This is a genomic window from Planococcus citreus, assembly GCF_003664125.1.
GTDB classification, from domain to species: Bacteria; Bacillota; Bacilli; order Bacillales_A; family Planococcaceae; genus Planococcus; species Planococcus citreus.
This window is the reverse complement of sequence record NZ_RCCP01000003.1, coordinates 95,729-115,421: the sequence shown is the minus strand read 5'-3', so window position 1 is coordinate 115,421 and position 19,693 is coordinate 95,729. Positions and strand designations below refer to the sequence as shown.

At 42.5% G+C, this 19,693-nt stretch carries 21 protein-coding genes; 4 read left to right on the top strand and 17 right to left on the bottom strand.

Going from position 1 to position 19,693, the window contains the following annotated elements; genetic code table 11:
* The first annotated feature begins 21 nt into the window (after nt 1-21).
* A complete protein-coding gene (locus DFR62_RS10820; RefSeq protein ID WP_121300389.1) occupies nt 22-306 on the top strand; it encodes a hypothetical protein in 285 nt (94 codons plus the stop codon).
* Between the two features lie 128 nt (nt 307-434).
* Here the strand turns inward: DFR62_RS10820 and DFR62_RS17480 are convergent, their stop codons facing one another.
* From DFR62_RS17480 to DFR62_RS17380, 11 genes are all read right to left on the bottom strand, one after another.
* A complete protein-coding gene (locus DFR62_RS17480; protein ID WP_206662507.1) occupies nt 435-1,295 on the bottom strand; it encodes an MAG6450 family protein in 861 nt (286 codons plus the stop codon).
* A 1-nt stretch (nt 1,296) separates the two neighbouring features.
* On the bottom strand, nt 1,297-2,361 hold the full coding sequence (locus tag DFR62_RS10810; protein WP_121300388.1) for an AAA family ATPase: 1,065 nt from the start codon (nt 2,359-2,361) through the stop codon (nt 1,297-1,299).
* Nucleotides 2,351-3,487: a GmrSD restriction endonuclease domain-containing protein gene (locus DFR62_RS10805; protein ID WP_121300387.1), complete on the bottom strand. Its 1,137-nt coding sequence runs from the start codon at nt 3,485-3,487 to the stop codon at nt 2,351-2,353. The genes DFR62_RS10810 and DFR62_RS10805 overlap by 11 nt, the downstream gene beginning before the upstream one ends.
* Before the next feature lie 50 nt (nt 3,488-3,537).
* Nucleotides 3,538-4,782 (bottom strand): restriction endonuclease subunit S, encoded by a 1,245-nt coding sequence (locus DFR62_RS10800; protein ID WP_121300386.1) that lies wholly within the window; start codon nt 4,780-4,782, stop codon nt 3,538-3,540.
* Nucleotides 4,757-6,340, bottom strand: coding sequence for a type I restriction-modification system subunit M (locus tag DFR62_RS10795; RefSeq protein ID WP_121300385.1), 1,584 nt, complete (start codon nt 6,338-6,340; stop codon nt 4,757-4,759). Before DFR62_RS10795 ends, DFR62_RS10800 begins: the two co-directional genes overlap by 26 nt.
* 72 nt (nt 6,341-6,412) lie before the next feature.
* Nucleotides 6,413-9,172, bottom strand: coding sequence for a type I restriction endonuclease subunit R (locus DFR62_RS10790; RefSeq protein ID WP_121300384.1), 2,760 nt, complete (start codon nt 9,170-9,172; stop codon nt 6,413-6,415).
* A 443-nt stretch (nt 9,173-9,615) separates the two neighbouring features.
* Nucleotides 9,616-9,831, bottom strand: coding sequence for a hypothetical protein (locus tag DFR62_RS10785; protein WP_121300383.1), 216 nt, complete (start codon nt 9,829-9,831; stop codon nt 9,616-9,618).
* Nucleotides 9,824-10,399 (bottom strand): DUF3990 domain-containing protein, encoded by a 576-nt coding sequence (locus DFR62_RS10780; RefSeq protein WP_121300382.1) that lies wholly within the window; start codon nt 10,397-10,399, stop codon nt 9,824-9,826. Before DFR62_RS10780 ends, DFR62_RS10785 begins: the two co-directional genes overlap by 8 nt.
* Nucleotides 10,400-10,936: 537 nt before the next feature.
* Entirely contained in the window at nt 10,937-11,593 is a 657-nt protein-coding gene (locus DFR62_RS10775; RefSeq protein WP_121300381.1) for a hypothetical protein, read from the bottom strand.
* Between the two features lie 33 nt (nt 11,594-11,626).
* A complete protein-coding gene (locus tag DFR62_RS10770) occupies nt 11,627-12,292 on the bottom strand; it encodes a hypothetical protein (RefSeq protein WP_121300380.1) in 666 nt (221 codons plus the stop codon).
* Nucleotides 12,293-12,589: 297 nt separating this feature from the next.
* On the bottom strand, nt 12,590-12,745 hold the full coding sequence (locus tag DFR62_RS17380) for a hypothetical protein (RefSeq protein WP_158290797.1): 156 nt from the start codon (nt 12,743-12,745) through the stop codon (nt 12,590-12,592).
* A gap of 214 nt (nt 12,746-12,959) precedes the next feature.
* On the opposite strand from DFR62_RS17380, the gene DFR62_RS10765 reads away from it, so the two are divergent.
* Entirely contained in the window at nt 12,960-13,226 is a 267-nt protein-coding gene (locus DFR62_RS10765; RefSeq protein WP_121300379.1) for a hypothetical protein, read from the top strand.
* Between the two features lie 27 nt (nt 13,227-13,253).
* On the opposite strand, the gene DFR62_RS10760 is transcribed toward DFR62_RS10765, so the two are convergent.
* The 4 genes from DFR62_RS10760 to DFR62_RS10745 all read right to left on the bottom strand — a co-directional run bounded on the left by DFR62_RS10760 (nt 13,254) and on the right by DFR62_RS10745 (nt 15,396).
* On the bottom strand, nt 13,254-14,546 hold the full coding sequence (locus DFR62_RS10760) for a M48 family metallopeptidase (RefSeq protein ID WP_338324982.1): 1,293 nt from the start codon (nt 14,544-14,546) through the stop codon (nt 13,254-13,256).
* Between the two features lie 187 nt (nt 14,547-14,733).
* Nucleotides 14,734-14,976, bottom strand: coding sequence for a hypothetical protein (locus DFR62_RS17375; protein WP_101189601.1), 243 nt, complete (start codon nt 14,974-14,976; stop codon nt 14,734-14,736).
* Nucleotides 14,973-15,179, bottom strand: coding sequence for a DUF2061 domain-containing protein (locus tag DFR62_RS10750; protein WP_121300378.1), 207 nt, complete (start codon nt 15,177-15,179; stop codon nt 14,973-14,975). Before DFR62_RS10750 ends, DFR62_RS17375 begins: the two co-directional genes overlap by 4 nt.
* Nucleotides 15,172-15,396 (bottom strand): hypothetical protein, encoded by a 225-nt coding sequence (locus DFR62_RS10745; RefSeq protein WP_121300377.1) that lies wholly within the window; start codon nt 15,394-15,396, stop codon nt 15,172-15,174. Before DFR62_RS10745 ends, DFR62_RS10750 begins: the two co-directional genes overlap by 8 nt.
* A gap of 179 nt (nt 15,397-15,575) precedes the next feature.
* Between DFR62_RS10745 and DFR62_RS10740 the strand changes: the two genes are divergently transcribed.
* Entirely contained in the window at nt 15,576-15,866 is a 291-nt protein-coding gene (locus DFR62_RS10740; RefSeq protein ID WP_121300376.1) for a hypothetical protein, read from the top strand.
* A 47-nt stretch (nt 15,867-15,913) separates the two neighbouring features.
* On the opposite strand, the gene DFR62_RS10735 is transcribed toward DFR62_RS10740, so the two are convergent.
* Nucleotides 15,914-18,499: an ABC transporter permease gene (locus tag DFR62_RS10735; protein WP_121300375.1), complete on the bottom strand. Its 2,586-nt coding sequence runs from the start codon at nt 18,497-18,499 to the stop codon at nt 15,914-15,916.
* Nucleotides 18,496-19,179 (bottom strand): ABC transporter ATP-binding protein, encoded by a 684-nt coding sequence (locus DFR62_RS10730; protein ID WP_121300374.1) that lies wholly within the window; start codon nt 19,177-19,179, stop codon nt 18,496-18,498. Before DFR62_RS10730 ends, DFR62_RS10735 begins: the two co-directional genes overlap by 4 nt.
* Before the next feature lie 254 nt (nt 19,180-19,433).
* On the opposite strand from DFR62_RS10730, the gene DFR62_RS10725 reads away from it, so the two are divergent.
* Nucleotides 19,434-19,664, top strand: coding sequence for a hypothetical protein (locus tag DFR62_RS10725; RefSeq protein WP_121300373.1), 231 nt, complete (start codon nt 19,434-19,436; stop codon nt 19,662-19,664).
* The last annotated feature ends 29 nt before the right edge of the window (nt 19,665-19,693 follow it).

Sequence of the window (19,693 nt, the reverse complement as noted above, 5' to 3'; positions counted from 1 at the left end):
CTATAATTAAGGAGGCTTATTATGAAACTACCTACATCAAAAGAACTAGATTATTATTTAAGTCTTGAACTTTTAAAACAAAGTAGTAAAGGCTACAATGCTAAAGATGTAGCAATAATTGTCCTTGATGAGTATGAATATCTTTCACATAAAAGTGATATTCATAAATTTATGATCTATACTAAAATTCAAAAATACTGTAAAGAAAACTCAATACAACTTGATCACATAGATAAAGAAATTAAAACACTCAGCGAAAGAGACAGTATTGCAGTGCCTCAAAAAGAACTTGTTACTTTTACATGAATTACTTTTCTTAAAAACCTTAAAATTACATTTATTAAAAGCTCCACTTAATTCCAATTAAAGGAATTAAGTGGAGCTTTATAATTTTTGAATTAACTATCTTAAAATCAAATATAAAGTTATACTAGCTAACCATTATCACTGACCTTGTGGTTTGTTTCAAATCGTAGAACTTTAAAAGTGTCTTTGACTCTGTAACCAAAGCATCTATACTTTTGGCTAATTCTAAATTTCATTATCTTTATTTGGTTATATTCAGTTCCTCCAAACCAATTCTTTTTACTTGGAGTATATTCTTTATAATCCAAACCATCAGATTTTAAAATTTGTTCCCAATCCATTTCTATAAATTCCTCGAATTTATTAATAAATAATTTTCGTTGTTCAATTGATAATGTTTTAAATCCATAATCTTCTTCTAATTCTTCAAAAGACAGTTTAGTATTATTAAACCTCTGAATACAGTAACATGATTCGTCTATTAAACCTTTCAAATATAATTCCTCTGTAATATCTTTTGAGGTAATTAAATTTTTAATCTCTATAGTTTCACTGTCGTTCTTTTTTACTTCCAAATTATTTTTGTCTTTATATATCTTAGTTTCAAATGAAAAGACATACTTGTCTCTTTCACAAGCTTCTGCTAAACCGTAGTTATTTATTTTATCTGTAAAATCACACTTATAATGATCAGTATTAACATGTAACGCATCTAAATCCCAAAAAGGCTCATCTTGAATAATTTTACTTAAAATAGATTTATATCGTTTCATTTCATCGGATTTCCTATATTGTGGTGCTGTCAAAATATCATGAAAACTAACGCTTTCAAACAGTATTATTGAATATAAATGACTGGGCTTTAATAGACTAAAGTGATTATCAATAGCAATTTTGTAGACTTCGATTATTCTTTTAAACTTAATAAAAAAGTCTTCAGAGTTCTCGAACTGGTTTTCTAATGAAAGTTCATTTAAGATTATCTCCATCTTAGTTTATTCCTAGTAGTACATCTAGATCATCGTCGAATTGATCAAATAAACCTGGAATTTGATAAGTTACTTTTCCTTTATTATTAAATTCTATTGGAGTAATCTGAGATAAACTTCTCTTGTCAAGTTCAAAATAATATGCCGAAACTTCTTCTATATTTATTTGCCCCTTGTAAATAGCTTTTCTTAATCCATTAAATATATGATCACTATGTGATTCAACTATTAATTTCACTTCTTTAGTGCTAATAAAAACCATGAACTCTGTTAATCTAGACTGTGCTCTTGGATGTAAATGTATCTCAGGGTTTTCAATTATATTTATATCTCCTGGCTTCGATGCTAACAATGTAATTAAAAGTGAAATGACATAACTTAAACCTGCACCAACGTTTTTAGGGCGTACAAATCTACTATTCATAATTTTATATTGAGCTTTTACACTGTCAGTTCCCTCAATGTTTTCAGTTCTTATTTCTCCATTCAGAATATAATTCAACCAATAATTAACTTGGGCTTCTAATGTTGAACTGATAACTTTATCTTTAATTAACTCAGTAACTATTGGCTTTGTCTTATTCTTTTCAAAATAATCAACGGCAAACTCTCCCAGTAATCCAATCTCTGTAATGTCACTATAATTTAGACTATATAAATCTTGGTTTCCTATTCTATGGGAGGATAAGTATTTGATCTTTTTATTTGAAAAGTTTAAATACTTCCCTAATTCGGAATCACTATTAGTTATTTCAGCTTTTGTTTTCCCGTTCTTATCCTCAACTTTAATATTAACTTCCTCACTATTTTCCGAAAAAATTTTTAACTCAATCTCTTTAGAATTAGTAATAAAGTTTCTTGATTCTTGAAAAGTACCAAGCGATACTAATAATCCATTGAGTGGGTTATTAGTTTGTGAAGCAAGATTTTGCGCTGCTAGTAATAATGATTGAATTACCGTTGATTTGCCTGAGGAATTCATGCCGACTAAGAAAGTAAAACTAGCGAAGTTAATTTCTGTACTCTCTATAGATTTAAAGTTATTAATTTGCATTTTAGAAAGCATGTTCAATATCCTCCTTCATATTATTTACCATTTCAAAAATAGCTGGGACTACCAAACCCCTTCCCCTATCAATAGTCAATAATTTATTCAGTTCATCATTTTCTAATAGGAAAGTGATTTTCTTTTTAATTACTTCTTTATTTCTCTGACAATCCTCTACTTCCCACCCCGACATAAGGCTAGTCAAAGCTTCAAATAAAATCATATTAATAGGCTGTCTTCTTCCATTGACTTTTAATCTTCTAAAAGCCTCTTCATTCATAATTATATGATTACAAATCATGGAGTTGATAAAATTCTTTTTAATCAACTTTATCTCTTCATTAGAACAGTTATTTAAGTATTCCATAGTTTTTCCAAGAAATTCATCAATATCGTTCTTGTATTCAATTTGGTGCCCATTCGCATCTACCAATAAATTAAAATTCCATTGATTAAATGCAATAGCTCTTAAAATTAAATATTTATCTTTCATCCGCTTGGATTGAATACTGTTTTGAGTAGCTTTGATAAAATTAGGATTTTCAGCGATTTCTTTAAGTAATACCGTTGATTTTCCTTGGTATAACGCATTTCGCATCTCTTGATTGTTTAACGGGGTGCCTCCACGATTTACTCGATCAAAGATATCAAATTTAATTCTGTCAGGTGTTGGTGGCTTTATTATTTGTGCGATTATTTGAAAATCTTCAAAATTCGCTTGATGTTTTGAATCAAGGTCGGCAAAATAAAGATTATTCAAGTCTTCCAAAATCCTTAAATTTTTCAATCTAAATTCGTTATTTAAAAAAGAGAAAAAAGTTGTTAACCTCTGTCTTCCATCAACGACAATTAGTTTCCCTTCTTTAGATTCATTCAAATAGAATATAGGAAGTGGAATTCCCATTAATACTGATTCAATTAACTCTGATTTCTGTCTTGGATTCCAAACATCTCCACCTCTTTGAAAATCCGGATCCAATACAATTTGATCTTTCTTGAATTTTCTATACAGTTGAAAAATAGGATATTGATCTCTTTCAACTTTTATTTCTGCATGTGGATATATTACTTCTATATCGTTATTTCTACTTAAATTTACAAGTTCATTTTCTTCGCTTTCATAATCTAATAACTGCTTTTCCATACCAATCAACTCCTTCTTATCAAAATAAAAAAACCAGTAATGCGTCGATGTTATATAAATATCCCTTCCATGAATCCTTTCTTTTGTTCTTTAATGGCTAACAACTTTTCATTTTCTTTTTTTATTTTTGCATCAAGATTTTTCAAGATACAGCTTATTTTCTTCTGTTCTTTAACTGAAGTAGGTGCCAAAAATTCAAAATCTTTCATGTCTGCTTGAAAAAGATGAGGGATTGAACTTCCTGAAACTTTCAAGTGAATCAGTCTCTTAAAATCTGCACCGAGTAATACTTGATATAGATAGTCTGGTATAACTTCATCAATCATTCTTACAAGCATCATAGTCGAATTAATAGTAGCTTCTTTAGGTAAATTTTTTACTATTGCAGGATTTCCTAAAGACCCGTCTTTCGAGAAAATAACATCATTTTCTTCCAAAGCTATTTCGATTGATTCTTTATACCGAAAATCTGTGATTTGATCACACTTATCCCATTGGATTATGCCTTTATTAATATGTTTTCCTGCTACTAAGTATGCACCATTTTCAACATACTCTTCTTGTTTCAAACCTTTCCATCCAAGTCTACCTTTAATAATCGCTATGTCACCTAACTTGAACCTCTTCCACTCCGGAAACTCCCCACCATCCTCATCCTTAAACCGCAACTCCTGCGAGAAAATCTTTTGCATCATCCCTTTTTTAAACTCCTCAAGCTCTTCAATTTTCTCTTGTTGCTTATTAGTTTTTCTATTTAGCAATTTTAAAAAAGAAGATATCTTTTCCTGTTCTTCTATACTCGGAATTCCAATTAAAAATTCTTGTATTTGTTGAAGATTTAAAGCTTCTCTGGTTTGTCCAACTTGATCTCTAAATACATTTTTTTGTCCTTTGCTTGATTCTAAAAATGACTTTAAGAAGTATGGAACTAATAGTTTATTGGGCCTTAAAATGCAGACATGTTGATTAACGTTTGCAGTAGGAAAATTTAACGGTACCATTGCACTTCTTCCAATAGAAGCTCCAGTTATATTAAGCAGCACATCCAATTCCTGGATTTCACTTTTTTTCATTTTGTCATTCACTTCTGGAGTAATGTAAGCTATATCCTCTAACTTTATGCCTGAAAAATGGACGTTTTGACTTCTTATTAAAATTATTCCTTCTTTCTTTTGATAGACAGCACTTCCTCCTCTCGGAGTAACACCACTTCCTATGAAACTCAAATGTTTACCTAGTTTTTCTCTTTTCCATTCCCCTTCAAACCCTTTAAATCTCAACTGAGGTACGTTCATTTCCCATGACCCCCAATTCCTTGAAATACTCTTCTAGCTTTTTGTCGATCTCGGTGATTTCCTGGTCAATTTCCTTTAGGCGCACTTGAACTGCTTCGAGATCTACCGGCTCTTCTTCGACGAAGGTATCGACGTAGCGCGGGATGTTCAAGTTATAATCGTTTTCTTTGATTTCTTCTAAGCTTGCGGCGTACGAATATCTGTCAATTGTTTCGCGCGAGATGTACGTTGCGATAATTTTCTCAACGTTTTCGTCAGTCAAGTTGTTCTGGTTTTTACCTTTCTCGAAATCGTTCGAGGCATCGATGAATAGTACATTGTCGTCTGCCTGGCGATTCTTCTTGAAGACAAGGATCGTCGTCGGGATCGATGTGCCGTAGAAAATGTTCGCTGGCAAGCCGATGACTGCATCAAGGTAGTTCTTTTCTTCAATTAAGAATTTACGGATTGTGCCTTCCGCTGCACCGCGGAACAGCACCCCGTGTGGCAAGACGACTGCCATCGTGCCGTCGTCTTCAAGTTGATGGATCATGTGCTGGACGAACGCAAAATCGGCTTTTGATTTCGGCGCAAGCTTGCCGTAGTCACGGAAGCGGTCATCATCCAAATATTTCGCATCGGCACTCCATTTTGCGGAATACGGCGGGTTGGCGACGACTGCGTCAAAACGCATATCGATATGGTGCGGATTCTCGAGTGTATTGTCGTTGCGGATATCGAAATCCGTATAGCGCAAATCGTGCAGGAGCATGTTCATGCGCGCCAGGTTAAACGTAGTCGTCGTCAGTTCTTGGCCGTAGAATTTGCGTACTTTCGCTTCTTTTGCGACACGCAGCATGAGCGAGCCCGAACCGCAAGTCGGGTCATAGACGCTCTTCATGTCGGTCTTGTCGTGCGTGACGATTTTCGAGAGGATTTTTGAGACTTGCTGCGGCGTATAGAACTCCCCCGCTTTTTTTCCGGCGTTTGCCGCGAACTGAGAGATCAAGTATTCATAGGCATCCCCGAGCACATCGATATCGACATCGTCATGCAAAAACGGGATGTCGTTAATACTCAGCATAATTTTCGCAATCAGTTGCGAACGTGATTTCACGTCGCGCCCGAGCTTTGTTGAAGTAAGGTCCATATCGTCAAACAAATGCTCGAAGTCTTGCTGGCTTTCGGTGCCGAGCGTAGACTCTTCGACTGCTTTGATCGCTTTATGCAAGAGCTCCACATCGAATTTCCCTTTGTCGCCTTTCGGAATCTCGCGGATCATGTGCGAGAACAAATACTGGGGCTCGATGACGAAGCCGATTTGCTCCAAAAGCATTTCGACAAGGCCTTCGCGGTATTCTTCGTCTTGCCACGCGTCTTCATAGGAGATATTGTCTTCTTCCAATAATTTCGCGATGCGCGCTTCGGTTTTCTCGGATAGATAACGATAGAAGATTAGCCCAAGGATATAGTTTTTAAAGTCATACGCTTCCATTTGGCTGCGCAGATCATTGGCCATCGTCCACAGTTTTTTATGCAGTTCCGCCTGTTGCTGGCGCTGTTTTTCGGATGTTGTCATGATGATTCTCCTTTGGTGTTTTACTTGAAGTTACGGAACAGCCGCACCTGTTGGATGCGGCTGTTTGCCTGTTTACGAATAGAGTTTCGTGTTTGACAGGATAAAGTCTTTCAATTGCTGGACACGTTTGCGTTTTTCCTTGAACGGCGCTTTCACGGCGTCGCTGATTTCCTGGTCCGGTGTGACGCCCGTATATTCATATTCTCTCACGAAATAATCAATTGTGCCTTCTGCAACATGTGTTTTTTCTGCCATGGCGCGGATTTCCTGCTTGCGCCTCTCCTGTTCGAAGTCGTGAAACTTCTTATCTACTGAATCTTCGTTCGTCAGTGTTGGTGCAACGCCTTGCAAAAACTCCAGCAGCAAATCGCGCTTCAAGCGCATTTCGTCGCTTGATGCTTCGTTAACTTCTTTAATCGCGCGTCTAACTGCCGAGTCACGCTCTTTGGCGTTCGTGAAATCGGTTTGTCTGAGGAGCGCTAAGATATAGTCGACATTGATACGGTCGGTCTGCATCAATTCGATTTCAAAATCGACGTCGTTGATGACCGATACTTTGTCTTTTTCGTTTTTCTCTTTTTCATAGAGCGCAAGGTATTTGCTGCGGAAGTCGGTGTACATCTGCGGTGTAATTCCCATGTCTTCGAACGTGAACTCATATTCGACAAAGGTTTTTAGCTTCGTCAAGATCCGTGTTAAATCGCGGAATGCGACAACGAATTCTTTCTGCTTCGACTCGCCTTCCAGTTTATCGACTGCTTGCGGATCCACCGCGACGTCGAGCAGTTTGTCGAGCTGATCGCGGAAGTCCGCTAGATATTCCTCGTATTTCTTCATAAGGACGGTTGATGTATCGCCGGTTTGCGAGAACAAGCGGATCGCCGTATCGGTTTCTTCTTTCAAGTTCCGGTAACAAACTATATTGCCGTAAGTCTTCTTCAGCCCTTCCACGCGGTTCGTGCGGGAATACGCTTGAATGAGACTATGATGCTGCAGCGGCCGGTCGATGTATAAAGTGTTGAGCTTTTTCGCATCGAATCCCGTTAGGAACATATCGACGACGATCACTAGGTCGATTTGTGCCGCCTTCACTTTTTTCGACACATCAGAGAAATACGACGCGAAATTATCTGTCGAGTGGTTCGTGCCGAATAATTGGTTGAAGTCAGCCATGATCCGCTCCAGCGAATGGCGGGAATGCTCTTCGTTTTCATCACTTTCTTCATTCGGGGTATACGTGAAGATCGTTGCGACTTTCAGCTTACTGTCAATTGCTTTAAACAAATCATAATATTTCACTGCCGCTTTGATGCTTTCGACAGTGAACATGCCGGTATAGGTCCGGTTATGGGTTTTCTTGTAATGGATGTCGTTGATGTGTTCTGCAATGAGGCGCATGCGGGCGTCCGCCATCCATAATTCGTTCTGGTCGATGCCTGGCACTTTCGTGACATCGTCGACGCCTTCTCTTTCTCTGATGGTCCGGATGTATTCGACCGAAAAGCCTAGCACGTTGCCGTCTTTAATCGCGTCTTTGATCAAGTAAGTATGGAGGCATTTATCGAACAGATCGGTCGTCGTCCGACCGTCTTGGCTTCTGTTATCGACAAAGCGCGGCGTACCGGTAAAGCCGATATATTGAGCGCGCTTGAAATGGCGCTGGATAAGCAAATTCATTTCGCCGAACTGGGAACGGTGGCATTCATCGATGACGAAAATGATTTTCTCATTTTCATACTTCTTTAAAATCTCTTGGTAACGTTCCGTCTTTACCGCATTCGCCATCTTCTGGATCGTCGTGATGATGCGCTTTTGCGACGGGTCATTCAGCTGCTTGACGAGGACACCTGTTTTCGTCGTCCGGTCCACCGAATCTTTCTCGAATTTATTGAACTCTTCCATCGTCTGGGCATCCAAGTCTTTTCGGTCGACGAGGAAAATAACTTTCTTGATGTCTTCTTCCTGCGCCAAGAGCTCACTCGCCTTGAACGAAGTCAAGGTCTTGCCGCTCCCAGTCGTATGCCAAACGTAACCGTTCTTCTCTTGTTCGACAGCCTGTTTCAAGATGCGCTCGACTGCATAGATCTGGTACGGGCGCATGACCATCAAATGCTTGTCGGTATCGTTGATAATCATATAGCGGCTCAGAATGTTCTGCAGCCGCTCAGGCTCGAGGAACGAATCCGTGAACTCATCAAGCTTCGTGATGCGCTTGTTCTCTTCATCGGACCAGAAGAACATATGGCTCTTCATCGGCTCGCGGTCGGAGTTTGCGAAATACTTCGAGTCGACACCGTTCGAGACGACGAAGAGCTGCAGGAAGTTATACAAACCCCCGTAGGAATCCTTCCGGTAGCGCATGATTTGATTGAAGCTTTCATTATAATGAAGCCCCCGCCGCTTCAGCTCGATCTGCACGAGCGGCAAGCCGTTGATGAGCAGCGTCACATCGTAGCGGTTCGTATAGCGCCCGATCACTGTCGTCTGGTTCGTCACTTGCAAGTGGTTGTTGTCGAAATTCTGCGTATCGAATAAACGCAGATAAAGCGTGCTATTATCATCGCGGCTGATTGTCTGCTTGATGCGCAGCAGCTTCGCCGATTCATAGACGCTCTTACCTTCGATGACCAACAACAAACGCTCGAACTCCTTGTCCGACAGCGGTGTGCCCTCCAAGTTCTCCGCGTTTAGCCTATTGACCTGGTCACGGAAATTCGCTTGTAGCTTTTTGATATCGGGTATCTTCACTTTTTCATAGCCCAGCCCTACCAGTTGGGCGATCATTTCGTTTTCCAATTGTGCTTCGGACTGTGTCCGGGACTCGTAAACCATCTTCATCCCCCTCAAAATACCGACCTGTAATTAATGTAATTTTATCACAGAAGGCGGGTCTATTTCCTTATTTGAAGAAAAATAGGTGGGATTTTCCATAATTATTATTAATAATAATAGTGAAATACTTAAAGCAATTAAAGATAATAATAATTTGTTTTTACATTCCAAAAAATTAAGGTTTTTAAATTTATTTTAACCCAAATTGTTTAATTGACTTATTCTTTAAATCCTAAGTTTAGTAAAAACCTAATTTAGAGTAACTATTCATTACCTTAATATTTTATTCGCCAGTCAGAAGATATCTTTTGAATTAAAACAAATAGCATTAATTTGTGTAATTTTAAAGATAGTTTCTTTTTCGTTTTAAATCTATTTCATCTTAAAAGCAACATTTTTCAAAGTATATTAAACTAAAAAGACTTCTCTAGAGAGAGAAGTCTTTAAACATTCATAGTATTAATATATTTATGGTGATAAATCTTTTCACTCCAGTACTGAGCATCGTAGTGAAGACATTGCCCGTCAGTTTCAATTATCATGTTGATAAACTTATACTCCTTGATGAGTTTTCCAGCGGTTTGCAAATCAACTCCATAATCTTTCTGCATATGGAGAGCGATATATTGAATGTATTTTGCTACTTCTTCTCTATTCACATTTATCACCCCTTTTAAACTCTAAAGCATCAAGCGCCTCTTTTGAATGGAAAGATATTTGATGATCTTGGGGGAAAGGATATTTCGTACCTACGATTTTCTGCATCAGCTCTTTGTAAGTTTCAATAACCCCAAACTCATAATCATCCATGAGGTTACTAATTTTACCGTCAGCTAAAGGGCCATATACCAAATCGTACTTGTTATCCAAGTTATTATGGATCAATTTCTTATGCTTTCGATTGGCAAAAATAAACGCCGCCCATTCTTCGTTTATTTCAGTAAAAAATAAGCAATTCAATCCTTCTAACTTCTTTTTGTCTAAGAAAAAGTTAGCAACCATCCTCTCCGAAACAATTCCTTCACTTCTTTTCAATTTACTATGGACAGTTCTTGTCCATTGTCTAGCCTGATTGTAGTTAGCTGTTAGGTAAAAACCCTGGCCAAAATCCGCTCTTGAATTACCTTTTTCTAATATTATACCCCCTTGCAGACTTAATAACCACTTTTCGAGGGTCCCATGGTATAAAATTGTGGGTATATCATTAATATTGTTGAATACTTTCATTACCTTAACCCACTTTCAAAAACTGTTTTATATAACAGTTTACTTTTCATAAGTTAGAAAATAAAAAATGACTTTGAAACAAGTCTATCATATAGAGAACTTAGATATTCCTATTAAAAAATTATTGATTTATGTATAACCTTCTCCTTTTGCCTCAGTCGGTATTAGTTAATTTATAAACCTTTTTAATCAGTTGATGATTCGGAACTGCTGGATTTTCAGCTGTAATATTAATCTTACAGTTATATACCCAAAACGTTCTGGAAACATCAACTTCGAGTAGCTAATAAAATTATTCATTTAAATTAGTCCCTTGATTATTTAAAAGACACAATTCCCTCTATTTTAACTTGGCAAAGATAGCAGAAGTTGCCTGGTGATATAAGCCCTTATTGTTTTTTACACGGCTTGTAGCAACGTTGCATTCTTGATTATACAAAGTCTTAATAAATATTGTGAATCTCTGATTTGACTTTATGACTATTGTTAAACATAACAACAAAAGATCAGTGTAGATGTAAACTTTTTTTATATCTTCTATTCCTCACCCATCTCTTCCAACGCTTCCGGATAAGTAATCGTATTAAACACTTCCCCAGTCTCTACGTCTTCCATCTCGATGATGACTTCGTAACTGTCAGGATCTTCCCCATTAAATAACTGATACAAGGAACCGACGACGCCAAGTGTCATCGTCGCAAAGCCGTCGAAGCTGTTTTCATACGCTTCACAGTCGACTTGGACGGTGAAATGGTCGTAATTATCGGAGGATTCGATTGCCTGGATGGACGGGTAGTCACCGGATTCGGTGATGGTGGTGGTTGCTTCTTCGACGCTTGTTGCGACTTCTTCCATCATTTCTTCGTGCTGGGCTTTCGACATTTTGTAGGTGATGGAGCCGTCGTCATTGACAGTCGCTTCTTCTGCGTTGTCGACATTCGCTGCGACTTGTTCCGGGTCTTCGCCTTCGAAGAACGAGGACGGAATGGTCACTTCGACATCAAACAACCCTTCATCGACGCTGACGCCCCCGCCTTCTTCACCTGATTCCGCTTCTTCTGTGTCTTGCGTCTCGGTCATCGTATCGGCCGCTCCGCCGGTTTCCTCAACCGGTTCCGTTTCGGGTTCGCTGTCACTCGAACAAGCGGCGAGTGCCAAACCGCTCGCTGCGATGATTGCTGCAAATTTCTTCATCAAGCATCCTTCTCCTTTTGTGGTTTCTCCGTTTTATTCCTCCGTACTGAAGAACACATTGTCCCAATTGCCGTCTTCAAAGACCAAGAGGATCGGATCGTCTTGTTTCACCATATTGGTCACTTTGCCTTCCAATGTGCCGCCTTCATAGACTTCTCCGTTCAATTCAGGTTCCACAACAACCGAAGTCCAATCATATGGCGAGCCGTCGCTGCCGATAAAACTGAAGTTCATGGCGTCTAAATACCAGGCGTAATCTTCTGTTTCTGCTTCAACGAGTGTCGCTGTCACGTCAGCCATCAAGTATTCATGGCCTTCTGCAGGCTCTTCGTTGAATTCGTTCGTGCTTTGGATTTCTTCCCACGCTTCTTCGCCGCGCGTAATGGAATTGACGGTGATTTCCGCTTTCCCTTCGTAGGAATTGGACTCATTGTCGAAGATGGTGATGTCGACCACTTTCGTCTCGCCGACCGCTACGGGGTTCGAGCGTTTGCCCGCTTCCGACTCTTCCGTTTCCTCTTCCGTTGCTGCTTCATCAGCAGGCTCTTCTTCTGCTTCGCCGACTTCTTCTTCCGTTTCTTCTACACTTTCGGAAGCTGTCGTATCTTGTTCCTCACTGACCTCGGTCGTATCCGAACCGCAGGCGCTGAGTGTCAATGCTGCACCGATCGTTCCTGCCGCAAACCATTTTTTAATCATTCTTCTCGTCCTCCTCATTTCTTTGGTGTCCGGTGAATCAAGATGTCATCTTGTGTCATCTATCGTTCATCGGAATGACTAATAAATGTTAAGTTGTTAATGCCAAATTATACTAGATGAAATATATGATTACCAATTAAATGGGTTATTTCACTAACATTACCTATTCATCACAAAAAGATAACAAACTCAGTGAAAGGGATGTTTTAAAGCACCAAAAAAGCCTGTGATTACACAGGCTCTCATTTCAAATCATATTTTATTATCTGCAGATCCTTCACCAACGATGGTGTCCTCTCAATCCTCTTCTTCCTCTTCACCATCATCCGTATCCGTCATCGTATCATCGGCGCCGTCGTTTTCTTCGAGTGGTTCCGTTTCCGGTTCGCTGTCGCCTGAACATGCGGACAATGCCAATCCGCTTGCGAAGACGATCGCTGCGAATTTTTTCATTTCAACCATTCCTCTCTAGTAAGGATTTTGAGGTTTATTCCTCCGTGCTAACTGTCCGGGCCATTTGCGGTCATTCACCAAGCTGTTGCTAGTTGCCAAATAAATGGGTGTTACTCCCTGCCTACCCGCCTATTGCAAACACATAACATATTCAGCCGAAATTCCAGTAACTTTTGTTGGCTCAATTCCGTCTATCTGCCAAAGGGGTGAAGCCATGAAGCGCTTGAGTCTGCTCGTATTGTTCTTAAGCTCTCTATTATTCGGCTGCATGCAAGAACCGCAGATTACTGAATCCGAAGCCATCGCAATTATTGAAGAGCTTCACACCAATTCATTTGGGACAGCAGAAGTGATTTCCATCGACTATGGCTGGGGGCGCTATGAAGTGGAGTGGGAAAACGAAGGGAATTGCGAATGGGGCATCGATCATGTCGACGGTGAGGACGGCCAGGTGGAAATGAAACAAGCGTCGATCTGTTAGCGATCGGCGCTTGTTTGGTGAAGTCTATTAGTAGCCTTGTTTCAGCATTTCCATGAACTCTTCCTCGGAATCTACGCCCATTTCATCAATAGCGCTTAAACCGTCGGGTCCTTCAAATGTTGGATCGGCACCATTTTCGATAAGCAGTTTGGCGCTCTCGTAGTCTTCGTACATGACGGCAACTGCTAAGGCCGTTGTGTAATAATCGGATGTGTTCACCTTGGCCCCTGCGTCTACCAATGCTTGGATCACCTCAAGGTCGCCCCAGTGGACGGCGTACATCAAGGCATCAGAGCCTTCCGAGTCTTTCGCATGAATGTCCTCACCGTCAGCGAGTGCTTGTTCGACACCAGCGACATCACCTGCTGCTGCGGCTGCCATGAGCGGAGTCTCACCTTCGATGCTATACATTTCATCGTAGAACGCATCGTCAAATTCGGGTAAGAACGAATCGGCAATAGCTGAGGTGGTGGCGAACACGCCAAGAACTCCAGCGTACGCCAAGCTCAAGACAAGAGCAATGGCGACTGCCCCAAGAGCGATGCGCCCGTGTTTCGGCTGGTAGAATTTGACGTCGGCCTTGCTGAACCAGTCAATCGATTGGATGCGCTTTGGCAAACGCGGATGCGTCGACAATACTTCAGCCAGCCAAACGAATGCATTCGATTCCGTCGTGATTTGTTCGCGGTACGCATCTTCGTTTACTTCGATGTAGGCTTTCTTGCCGATGCCAAGCAGCGTCAATGCGCGTTTCGCGGCGGCAGCATCTTGAATTTCGTAGGCGGCGTGGCGATCGCATGTGTATTCACACGAGCGACTATACGCCGTACTGAGGAACGGGATGAACCCAGCCGGCATGATCAACAGGTTTTTCCAGACGTGGCGGCGTTTTACGTGAGCCAGTTCGTGGGCGATGATAAAATCCAGTTCATCTTGGCCTTGCTCGCGCGCCAGTTCAAACACTTCCGAATACAACACGACCATGTCGCGCCCGAAGAAGCGTGTTGCAAAAGCGTTGAGCGCCCCTTCGGATTGGATGACGAAGACGTCCGGGACTTTCTTTAATTCCATTTGCGCTGACAAGGTCTGCACACGTTCGTAGACATCCGGAAATTGGCGCTCGTGGATGCGCACGCCGTTTCCACGGATCGACCCAAGCATCACCGCATTGGTGAACAGCAAAAATGCGAAAATCGCCAAGGCAATGCCGATACCAACAATGGAGATGGCTACCAATACATAAATCAACACACTGAAAATTACGCTAAGAATAAAATAAATGCTCTCTCTATCTGATTGAATGTTTGTCTTGCTCATCATTTTCTCCCTCTCGATTTGGAATATCTTACATATAATAGCACTTAATGCTCATTTGTAGAATAGATTTTTGGGGTGTAGGATAAATTATTTTTATGACGTAGGTGAACTAGTCCTTCAAGCTTTCGGGTAGAGATAAATGCATATTAAAAAACGCCGATCTCCAGTAGATTGGCGTTTTTTGGATGGATTATTTTTTGTTTTGTGCTCTTTTCTTTTTTAGCCAGGCAATCAGTAAAATGTACAAGGCAGAAAGAACGAGGGCGATCGGAATCAGCCATAATATGTATTCAACATAAGAAATGCCGGTTCTTTGATAAACGACTGTCCCAAGCCAAGTGACGAGAAATACTAAGGGGAAAAAGAGTATCGGGTCTTTCTTCTTTGAAAAGATCGGCTCTGTTAGATGTTCTTTGATTTCAGGCCAGCTCAAATGCGTTCACCTGCTCTCTGTTGTTTTTTGCGGCGCTTGTTCTGGACGATGGGCCGCAGCACCCCATATACGATGAAGCCGGCAATCAAGGAGCCGATAAAATAGACCCATCCCGGTTCGCCGCCGAGTAGGTAGCTCACCAAAAACGCGATAGTGCCATATGCCACTGCCCAGGAAATGGCCTTAACTGCACGGTTAGTCATTTCGGTTATCCTCCAAGCTAGTTTGTGTCTTCTTTTCTTTTTCTAGCCGCTTCTTTTCCATGCGCGGCCAAATAAATACAGAAAGAAGAAACCCGGCAATGACGGAGCTGATGACCAGATTCCAAACTGGCTTTCCTTCTATGATGTAACCCATAATAAAGGCGACTACGCCATAAATGGGTATCACCAATAACGCATTTTTCCATCGGTTGTTCATTTTTTCTCCTCCCAGCTCTACTCCCCTGTTACCCTTAGGGAATACCTGGAAACCTTTCCAATAAGATAGCAGACTGATTTTCAAGAAGAACTTCAGCAATTGGGAATTTGTGTTAAACTGTGAACAATAAAACAGAAACTCATCTTAGATTGGCATCCATCACAAGGAGGCTATCCGACATGGAATACGCCGCAGCCAGTGGCATTTTGCTCGTCTCGCTGTTTCTCGCCTTTCAGCTCGGTAAGGACTATTCGCGAAAAGGCAAATACATCATCTGGGGCATCACGACGATGTTCGTGATTTGCCCGTTGTTTTCTTGGCTTGTCAGTATGGGCTATGCCCATTACGAGCGAAGTGGGTGGGCTGCAGTGGCGATGCTCGCGATACTTTACCCCAGCACGTTCATCACCGGCTTGGTTTTATTGCTGATTGGGATTTTCCACAAGAAAGACACTGTTCGCAGAATTTGAATCTCTATACAAAAACGCGCTCCGCCAATTGGCTGAGCGCGTTTCCTTTATGCGTTTTCCTGTTTCAAGCTTTCAATGATGTTGTCGTTTTTAATCTTCGCGATCGAGTACAGCATTGCCGCACCGACGATCAGGAAGATGACGACGATGACAAAGGCGACACTGCCCCATGGCACCGCAAACCCGTAACTGAAGGTCTGGTTCAGCGCATAGTGCATCGCGAACATCGCCGCGAAACTGATCGGCAGACCGTATGCGAGGGCTTTGACGCCGTAAAATAGGCTTTCGTAACAAATCATCTTGTTAAAGCCTTTCGGGGTCATGCCGACCGAGCGCAGCATGGCGAATTCCCGTTTGCGCAATTGAATGCTTGTCGAGATGGTGTTGAAGATGTTCGCGATGGAAATGAGCGAGATCAAGGTGATGAACCCGTATGTGAACACTTGCATCAGCAAAATGAGTTGTTCTTGTTGCTGTCGCCGCTGGAAGACGTTCGAGACATTGATGCCCCCTTCATTGATCTCCAAAATCTCCGCTTCTGTCTTCATCGGATCACTCGTCGCAAGTGAGATGAAAGGATACGTGTCTTCAGCGATGAATCCGAGTTCATCGAGTGCATCCATCGGGACGATCAAATCGAGGCTGCCGGGATAAGAGGTGGTGACACCGGTTGGCGCTTCGTCCGTCAACGCAGCGATTTCGACATTTGCGAGTGTTTCCGGGTCGATTTCCTCGCCCATTTCATTGATGGAACTGCCGAGAAGTTCGATTGTCTCGCCGACTTCCGCTTTAATGGTCTTTGTTTCATCGATGGTACCGGACATGCCGTTCTGGTAGACCACTTCATCGATGACGATGGCACGCGGCGTTTCCTGGCCGAAGCTCGTCGGCTCCACGCCGACTTGTTGTGCGTATTGTTCGAAGTTTTCATTGTCCATGGCATATACCGAAACGTTGTAGAGGTAACGGTCTTCAATGAGCATCGCTTCGCCCCGTTCGATTTCTTCCATCAACACTTCCGGCAAGCGGTCTTGTGTGATATGTGCCTCTCCCACTGCTTGGCGGATGAAGCCCGCTTCGGTCACATCAGGAAGGCTTGCATATTGCTCGAGGCTGTCTTCGTTCAAATCGCCGCCGTGTAATTGGATATCGTATTGCAAGTCGCTTTGCGTCATTTCCAGCGAGATTTTCAAGTTATTGGTGAAATAGGTCACCGACAAGAACAAGACAATCGAGATAACTAGTGAAAAGACCGTCGCCAAATAGCGCTTGCGGTTGCGCTTCAAGTTCTTCAAGCCGATTTCCGCTTCCAGGCCGAACAGCTTGCGCACCCATTTCGATGTCTTCACGGCTTTCCCAGTCAATTTGATGTCTTGCGTTTGGCGGATGGCGTCGATGGCAGAAATCTTCGACGCTTTTTGTGCCGGGATGTAAGTTGAAATCAAGATCGTCAGCGCCGAAACGGCGATTGCGACGACAAGCATCATCGGCGTGACAACGACTTCGAGCTGCACACCGACATTGAGCGCGTCTTTCAAGAAGGTGTTGATGAATCGGAAGGTCAGCCAAATGCCGCCAAGTCCTGCAACAATGCCGAGCGGGATGCTGATGGCGCCGATGATGGCCCCTTCGAAAAACACCGAATTGCGTTTCTGGCGTTTGGTCGCCCCGACGCTTGCGAGCATGCCGAGATGACGTGCACGTTCGGAGACGCTGATGGCGAACGCGTTGTAGATGAGCGCCACCGAGCCGATAACGACGATCCCCATGATGATGCCGACCAGCGAGAACATCGTCGTCCGCAAATTATCGTTTTGCGTCGCGCCGTATAAGCGCAGGAGGTCCGAGTTGAAATCGACCGACGGGATGCCTTGTGCTTTGGCAAACGCTTTGGCGTCTTCGAATAAATCATTGTTGATTTTCGAGGCGACAACGTAACCATCGAAGGTCTCATCCGCTGCGGCAGTGGCCGTATCGGTAAACCCGACGACGCTCACCATTGGCAGCCAGGACACTTCCCAGCTCGGACGTTCGATGATGCCGACGATGTCGAAAGTCTGTTGTTCCACGTTGACCAATTCCTCATCGATCGTGTCGCCATCGCGGTACTGCAAGGCGTCGAACTCTGAGAGCTTGCGGTTTTCCAAACTATGCATGCGTTCGCCGATGCCGGCAGTCAAGGTATCGCCGACTTCGTAGGTCTCTTCGGAGCTATTGTTCAAAGTTTCCGAGATGACGACTTCATTGGCGTTTTCAGGCAAGCGCCCTTCTGTGAGCGCAAGCGGGAAATGGTCCATGCCTTGTGCTTCGAAATTGCGAAAATAAAGGTAATGTTTCGTGTCGGTCTTGGTGCTATCAAAGTCGGCAAAACCGTCGCTCGTGACGATGAGCTGCTCGGTGTTTCCGTCTTGTTCGATCGCTTCGAGCTGTTCGACATTCGCGTCTTGATACTGCACATGCCATTCGCCGTTTCGTTCGATGTCTCCCCGAATCAATAAATCGAGAAACGACACGCCGAGCGTTGCGACCGCGGTGATCATGGCGACGGAAATGATGGCGCCGATGATGGTGACGAGCGAGCGCCGTTTGTTTTCCTTTAAGTGGCGGACGGTGACTTTATTGACGATGTTCATGGCCGGATGACCTCGTCTTTGGCGATTTTGCCGTCTTCGATCGAAATGACGCGGTCCGCTTGCAAGGCGATACGCTCATCGTGCGTGATGACGATCAACGTCTGCTTGAAGGTTTTGTTGAACATTTTGAGAAGCTCCATGATTTCCTCGCTGTTTTTGCTGTCGAGGTTCCCGGTTGGTTCATCCGCAAGCATAATCGCCGGGTTGCTGACGAGCGCACGGCCGATCGACACGCGCTGCTGTTGGCCGCCGGATAATTGGTTCGGCAAATGGTTGAGGCGTTGATCGAGCCCGAGTGCTTCGGAGATTTTGCGGAATTGATGTTTGTCGACGCGTTGTTCATCGAGCAGCATCGGCAACGTAATGTTTTCCTCGACCGTCAATATTGGGATCAAGTTGTAGAACTGATAGATCAAACCGATTTGGCGGCGGCGAAAAATCGCCAATTGCGTTTCGTCCAATTGGTAGATGTCTGTGCCGTCGATTGATACATTGCCGCTGGTCGGGCGGTCGACGCCGCCGAGCAGGTGAAGCAAAGTCGATTTGCCGGAACCCGATGGCCCGATGATGCAGATGAATTCGCCTTTGTTGACGGTGAACGACACATCGTCGAGTGCGGTGACTGCCATTTCATCCTTGCCGTATACTTTTGATAAGTTTTTTACTTCCATGATTGTCATGAGTGTACCCTCCGTTTGGTTACTGTCTAATTTTACTATAACGGCGTATGATGACTGCCCGGTGACTTTCAAGTGACAATCCAGTCACTTAAGGAAAATTCGATAAAGGTCTGTTCTAGCTCACTTGAAGTGGAAGGCAATTTCCAGATTTTGATTTCATGTTACAATTTAATTATCAAAACTCCTATTAAGCTCAGTTTGTTTGCACAGGTTTACAGTGAAACAACTCACCTATTATAGAGGAGGGGCAAAACGTGGATTTTTTATTGTGGTTTATGATCGGTTTCATTCTCATCGGATTGCTTGTATTCCTTTTAATGAAAAAACGAATGGAGACGAAGCTCGCGCATGTTAAAGCACACCCGGACAGCGAGGAAGCTTCAAGAGATACCAAGCACATGGTTTGGTGGGTATGGAGCGTTACTGCTTGGGGCGTTGTTAGTTTGGCGCTCGTCGTTTGGTGGTTTAATAGCACGTCCGGATAACCGTTAATTTTAATTGAAAAAGTTGAGCA

Coding starts and splice junctions, on each gene's coding strand:
- DFR62_RS10820 (WP_121300389.1), top strand. CDS start 22: ATGAAACTACCTACATCAAAAGAACTAGATTATTATTTAAGTCTTGAA.
- DFR62_RS17480 (WP_206662507.1), bottom strand. CDS start 1,295: ATGGAGATAATCTTAAATGAACTTTCATTAGAAAACCAGTTCGAGAAC.
- DFR62_RS10810 (WP_121300388.1), bottom strand. CDS start 2,361: ATGCTTTCTAAAATGCAAATTAATAACTTTAAATCTATAGAGAGTACA.
- DFR62_RS10805 (WP_121300387.1), bottom strand. CDS start 3,487: ATGGAAAAGCAGTTATTAGATTATGAAAGCGAAGAAAATGAACTTGTA.
- DFR62_RS10800 (WP_121300386.1), bottom strand. CDS start 4,782: ATGAACGTACCTCAGTTGAGATTTAAAGGGTTTGAAGGGGAATGGAAA.
- DFR62_RS10795 (WP_121300385.1), bottom strand. CDS start 6,340: ATGACAACATCCGAAAAACAGCGCCAGCAACAGGCGGAACTGCATAAA.
- DFR62_RS10790 (WP_121300384.1), bottom strand. CDS start 9,172: ATGGTTTACGAGTCCCGGACACAGTCCGAAGCACAATTGGAAAACGAA.
- DFR62_RS10780 (WP_121300382.1), bottom strand. CDS start 10,399: ATGAAAGTATTCAACAATATTAATGATATACCCACAATTTTATACCAT.
- DFR62_RS10775 (WP_121300381.1), bottom strand. CDS start 11,593: ATGAAGAAATTTGCAGCAATCATCGCAGCGAGCGGTTTGGCACTCGCC.
- DFR62_RS10770 (WP_121300380.1), bottom strand. CDS start 12,292: ATGATTAAAAAATGGTTTGCGGCAGGAACGATCGGTGCAGCATTGACA.
- DFR62_RS17380 (WP_158290797.1), bottom strand. CDS start 12,745: ATGAAAAAATTCGCAGCGATCGTCTTCGCAAGCGGATTGGCATTGTCC.
- DFR62_RS10765 (WP_121300379.1), top strand. CDS start 12,960: ATGAAGCGCTTGAGTCTGCTCGTATTGTTCTTAAGCTCTCTATTATTC.
- DFR62_RS10760 (WP_338324982.1), bottom strand. CDS start 14,546: ATGATGAGCAAGACAAACATTCAATCAGATAGAGAGAGCATTTATTTT.
- DFR62_RS10750 (WP_121300378.1), bottom strand. CDS start 15,179: ATGACTAACCGTGCAGTTAAGGCCATTTCCTGGGCAGTGGCATATGGC.
- DFR62_RS10745 (WP_121300377.1), bottom strand. CDS start 15,396: ATGAACAACCGATGGAAAAATGCGTTATTGGTGATACCCATTTATGGC.
- DFR62_RS10740 (WP_121300376.1), top strand. CDS start 15,576: ATGGAATACGCCGCAGCCAGTGGCATTTTGCTCGTCTCGCTGTTTCTC.
- DFR62_RS10735 (WP_121300375.1), bottom strand. CDS start 18,499: ATGAACATCGTCAATAAAGTCACCGTCCGCCACTTAAAGGAAAACAAA.
- DFR62_RS10730 (WP_121300374.1), bottom strand. CDS start 19,179: ATGACAATCATGGAAGTAAAAAACTTATCAAAAGTATACGGCAAGGAT.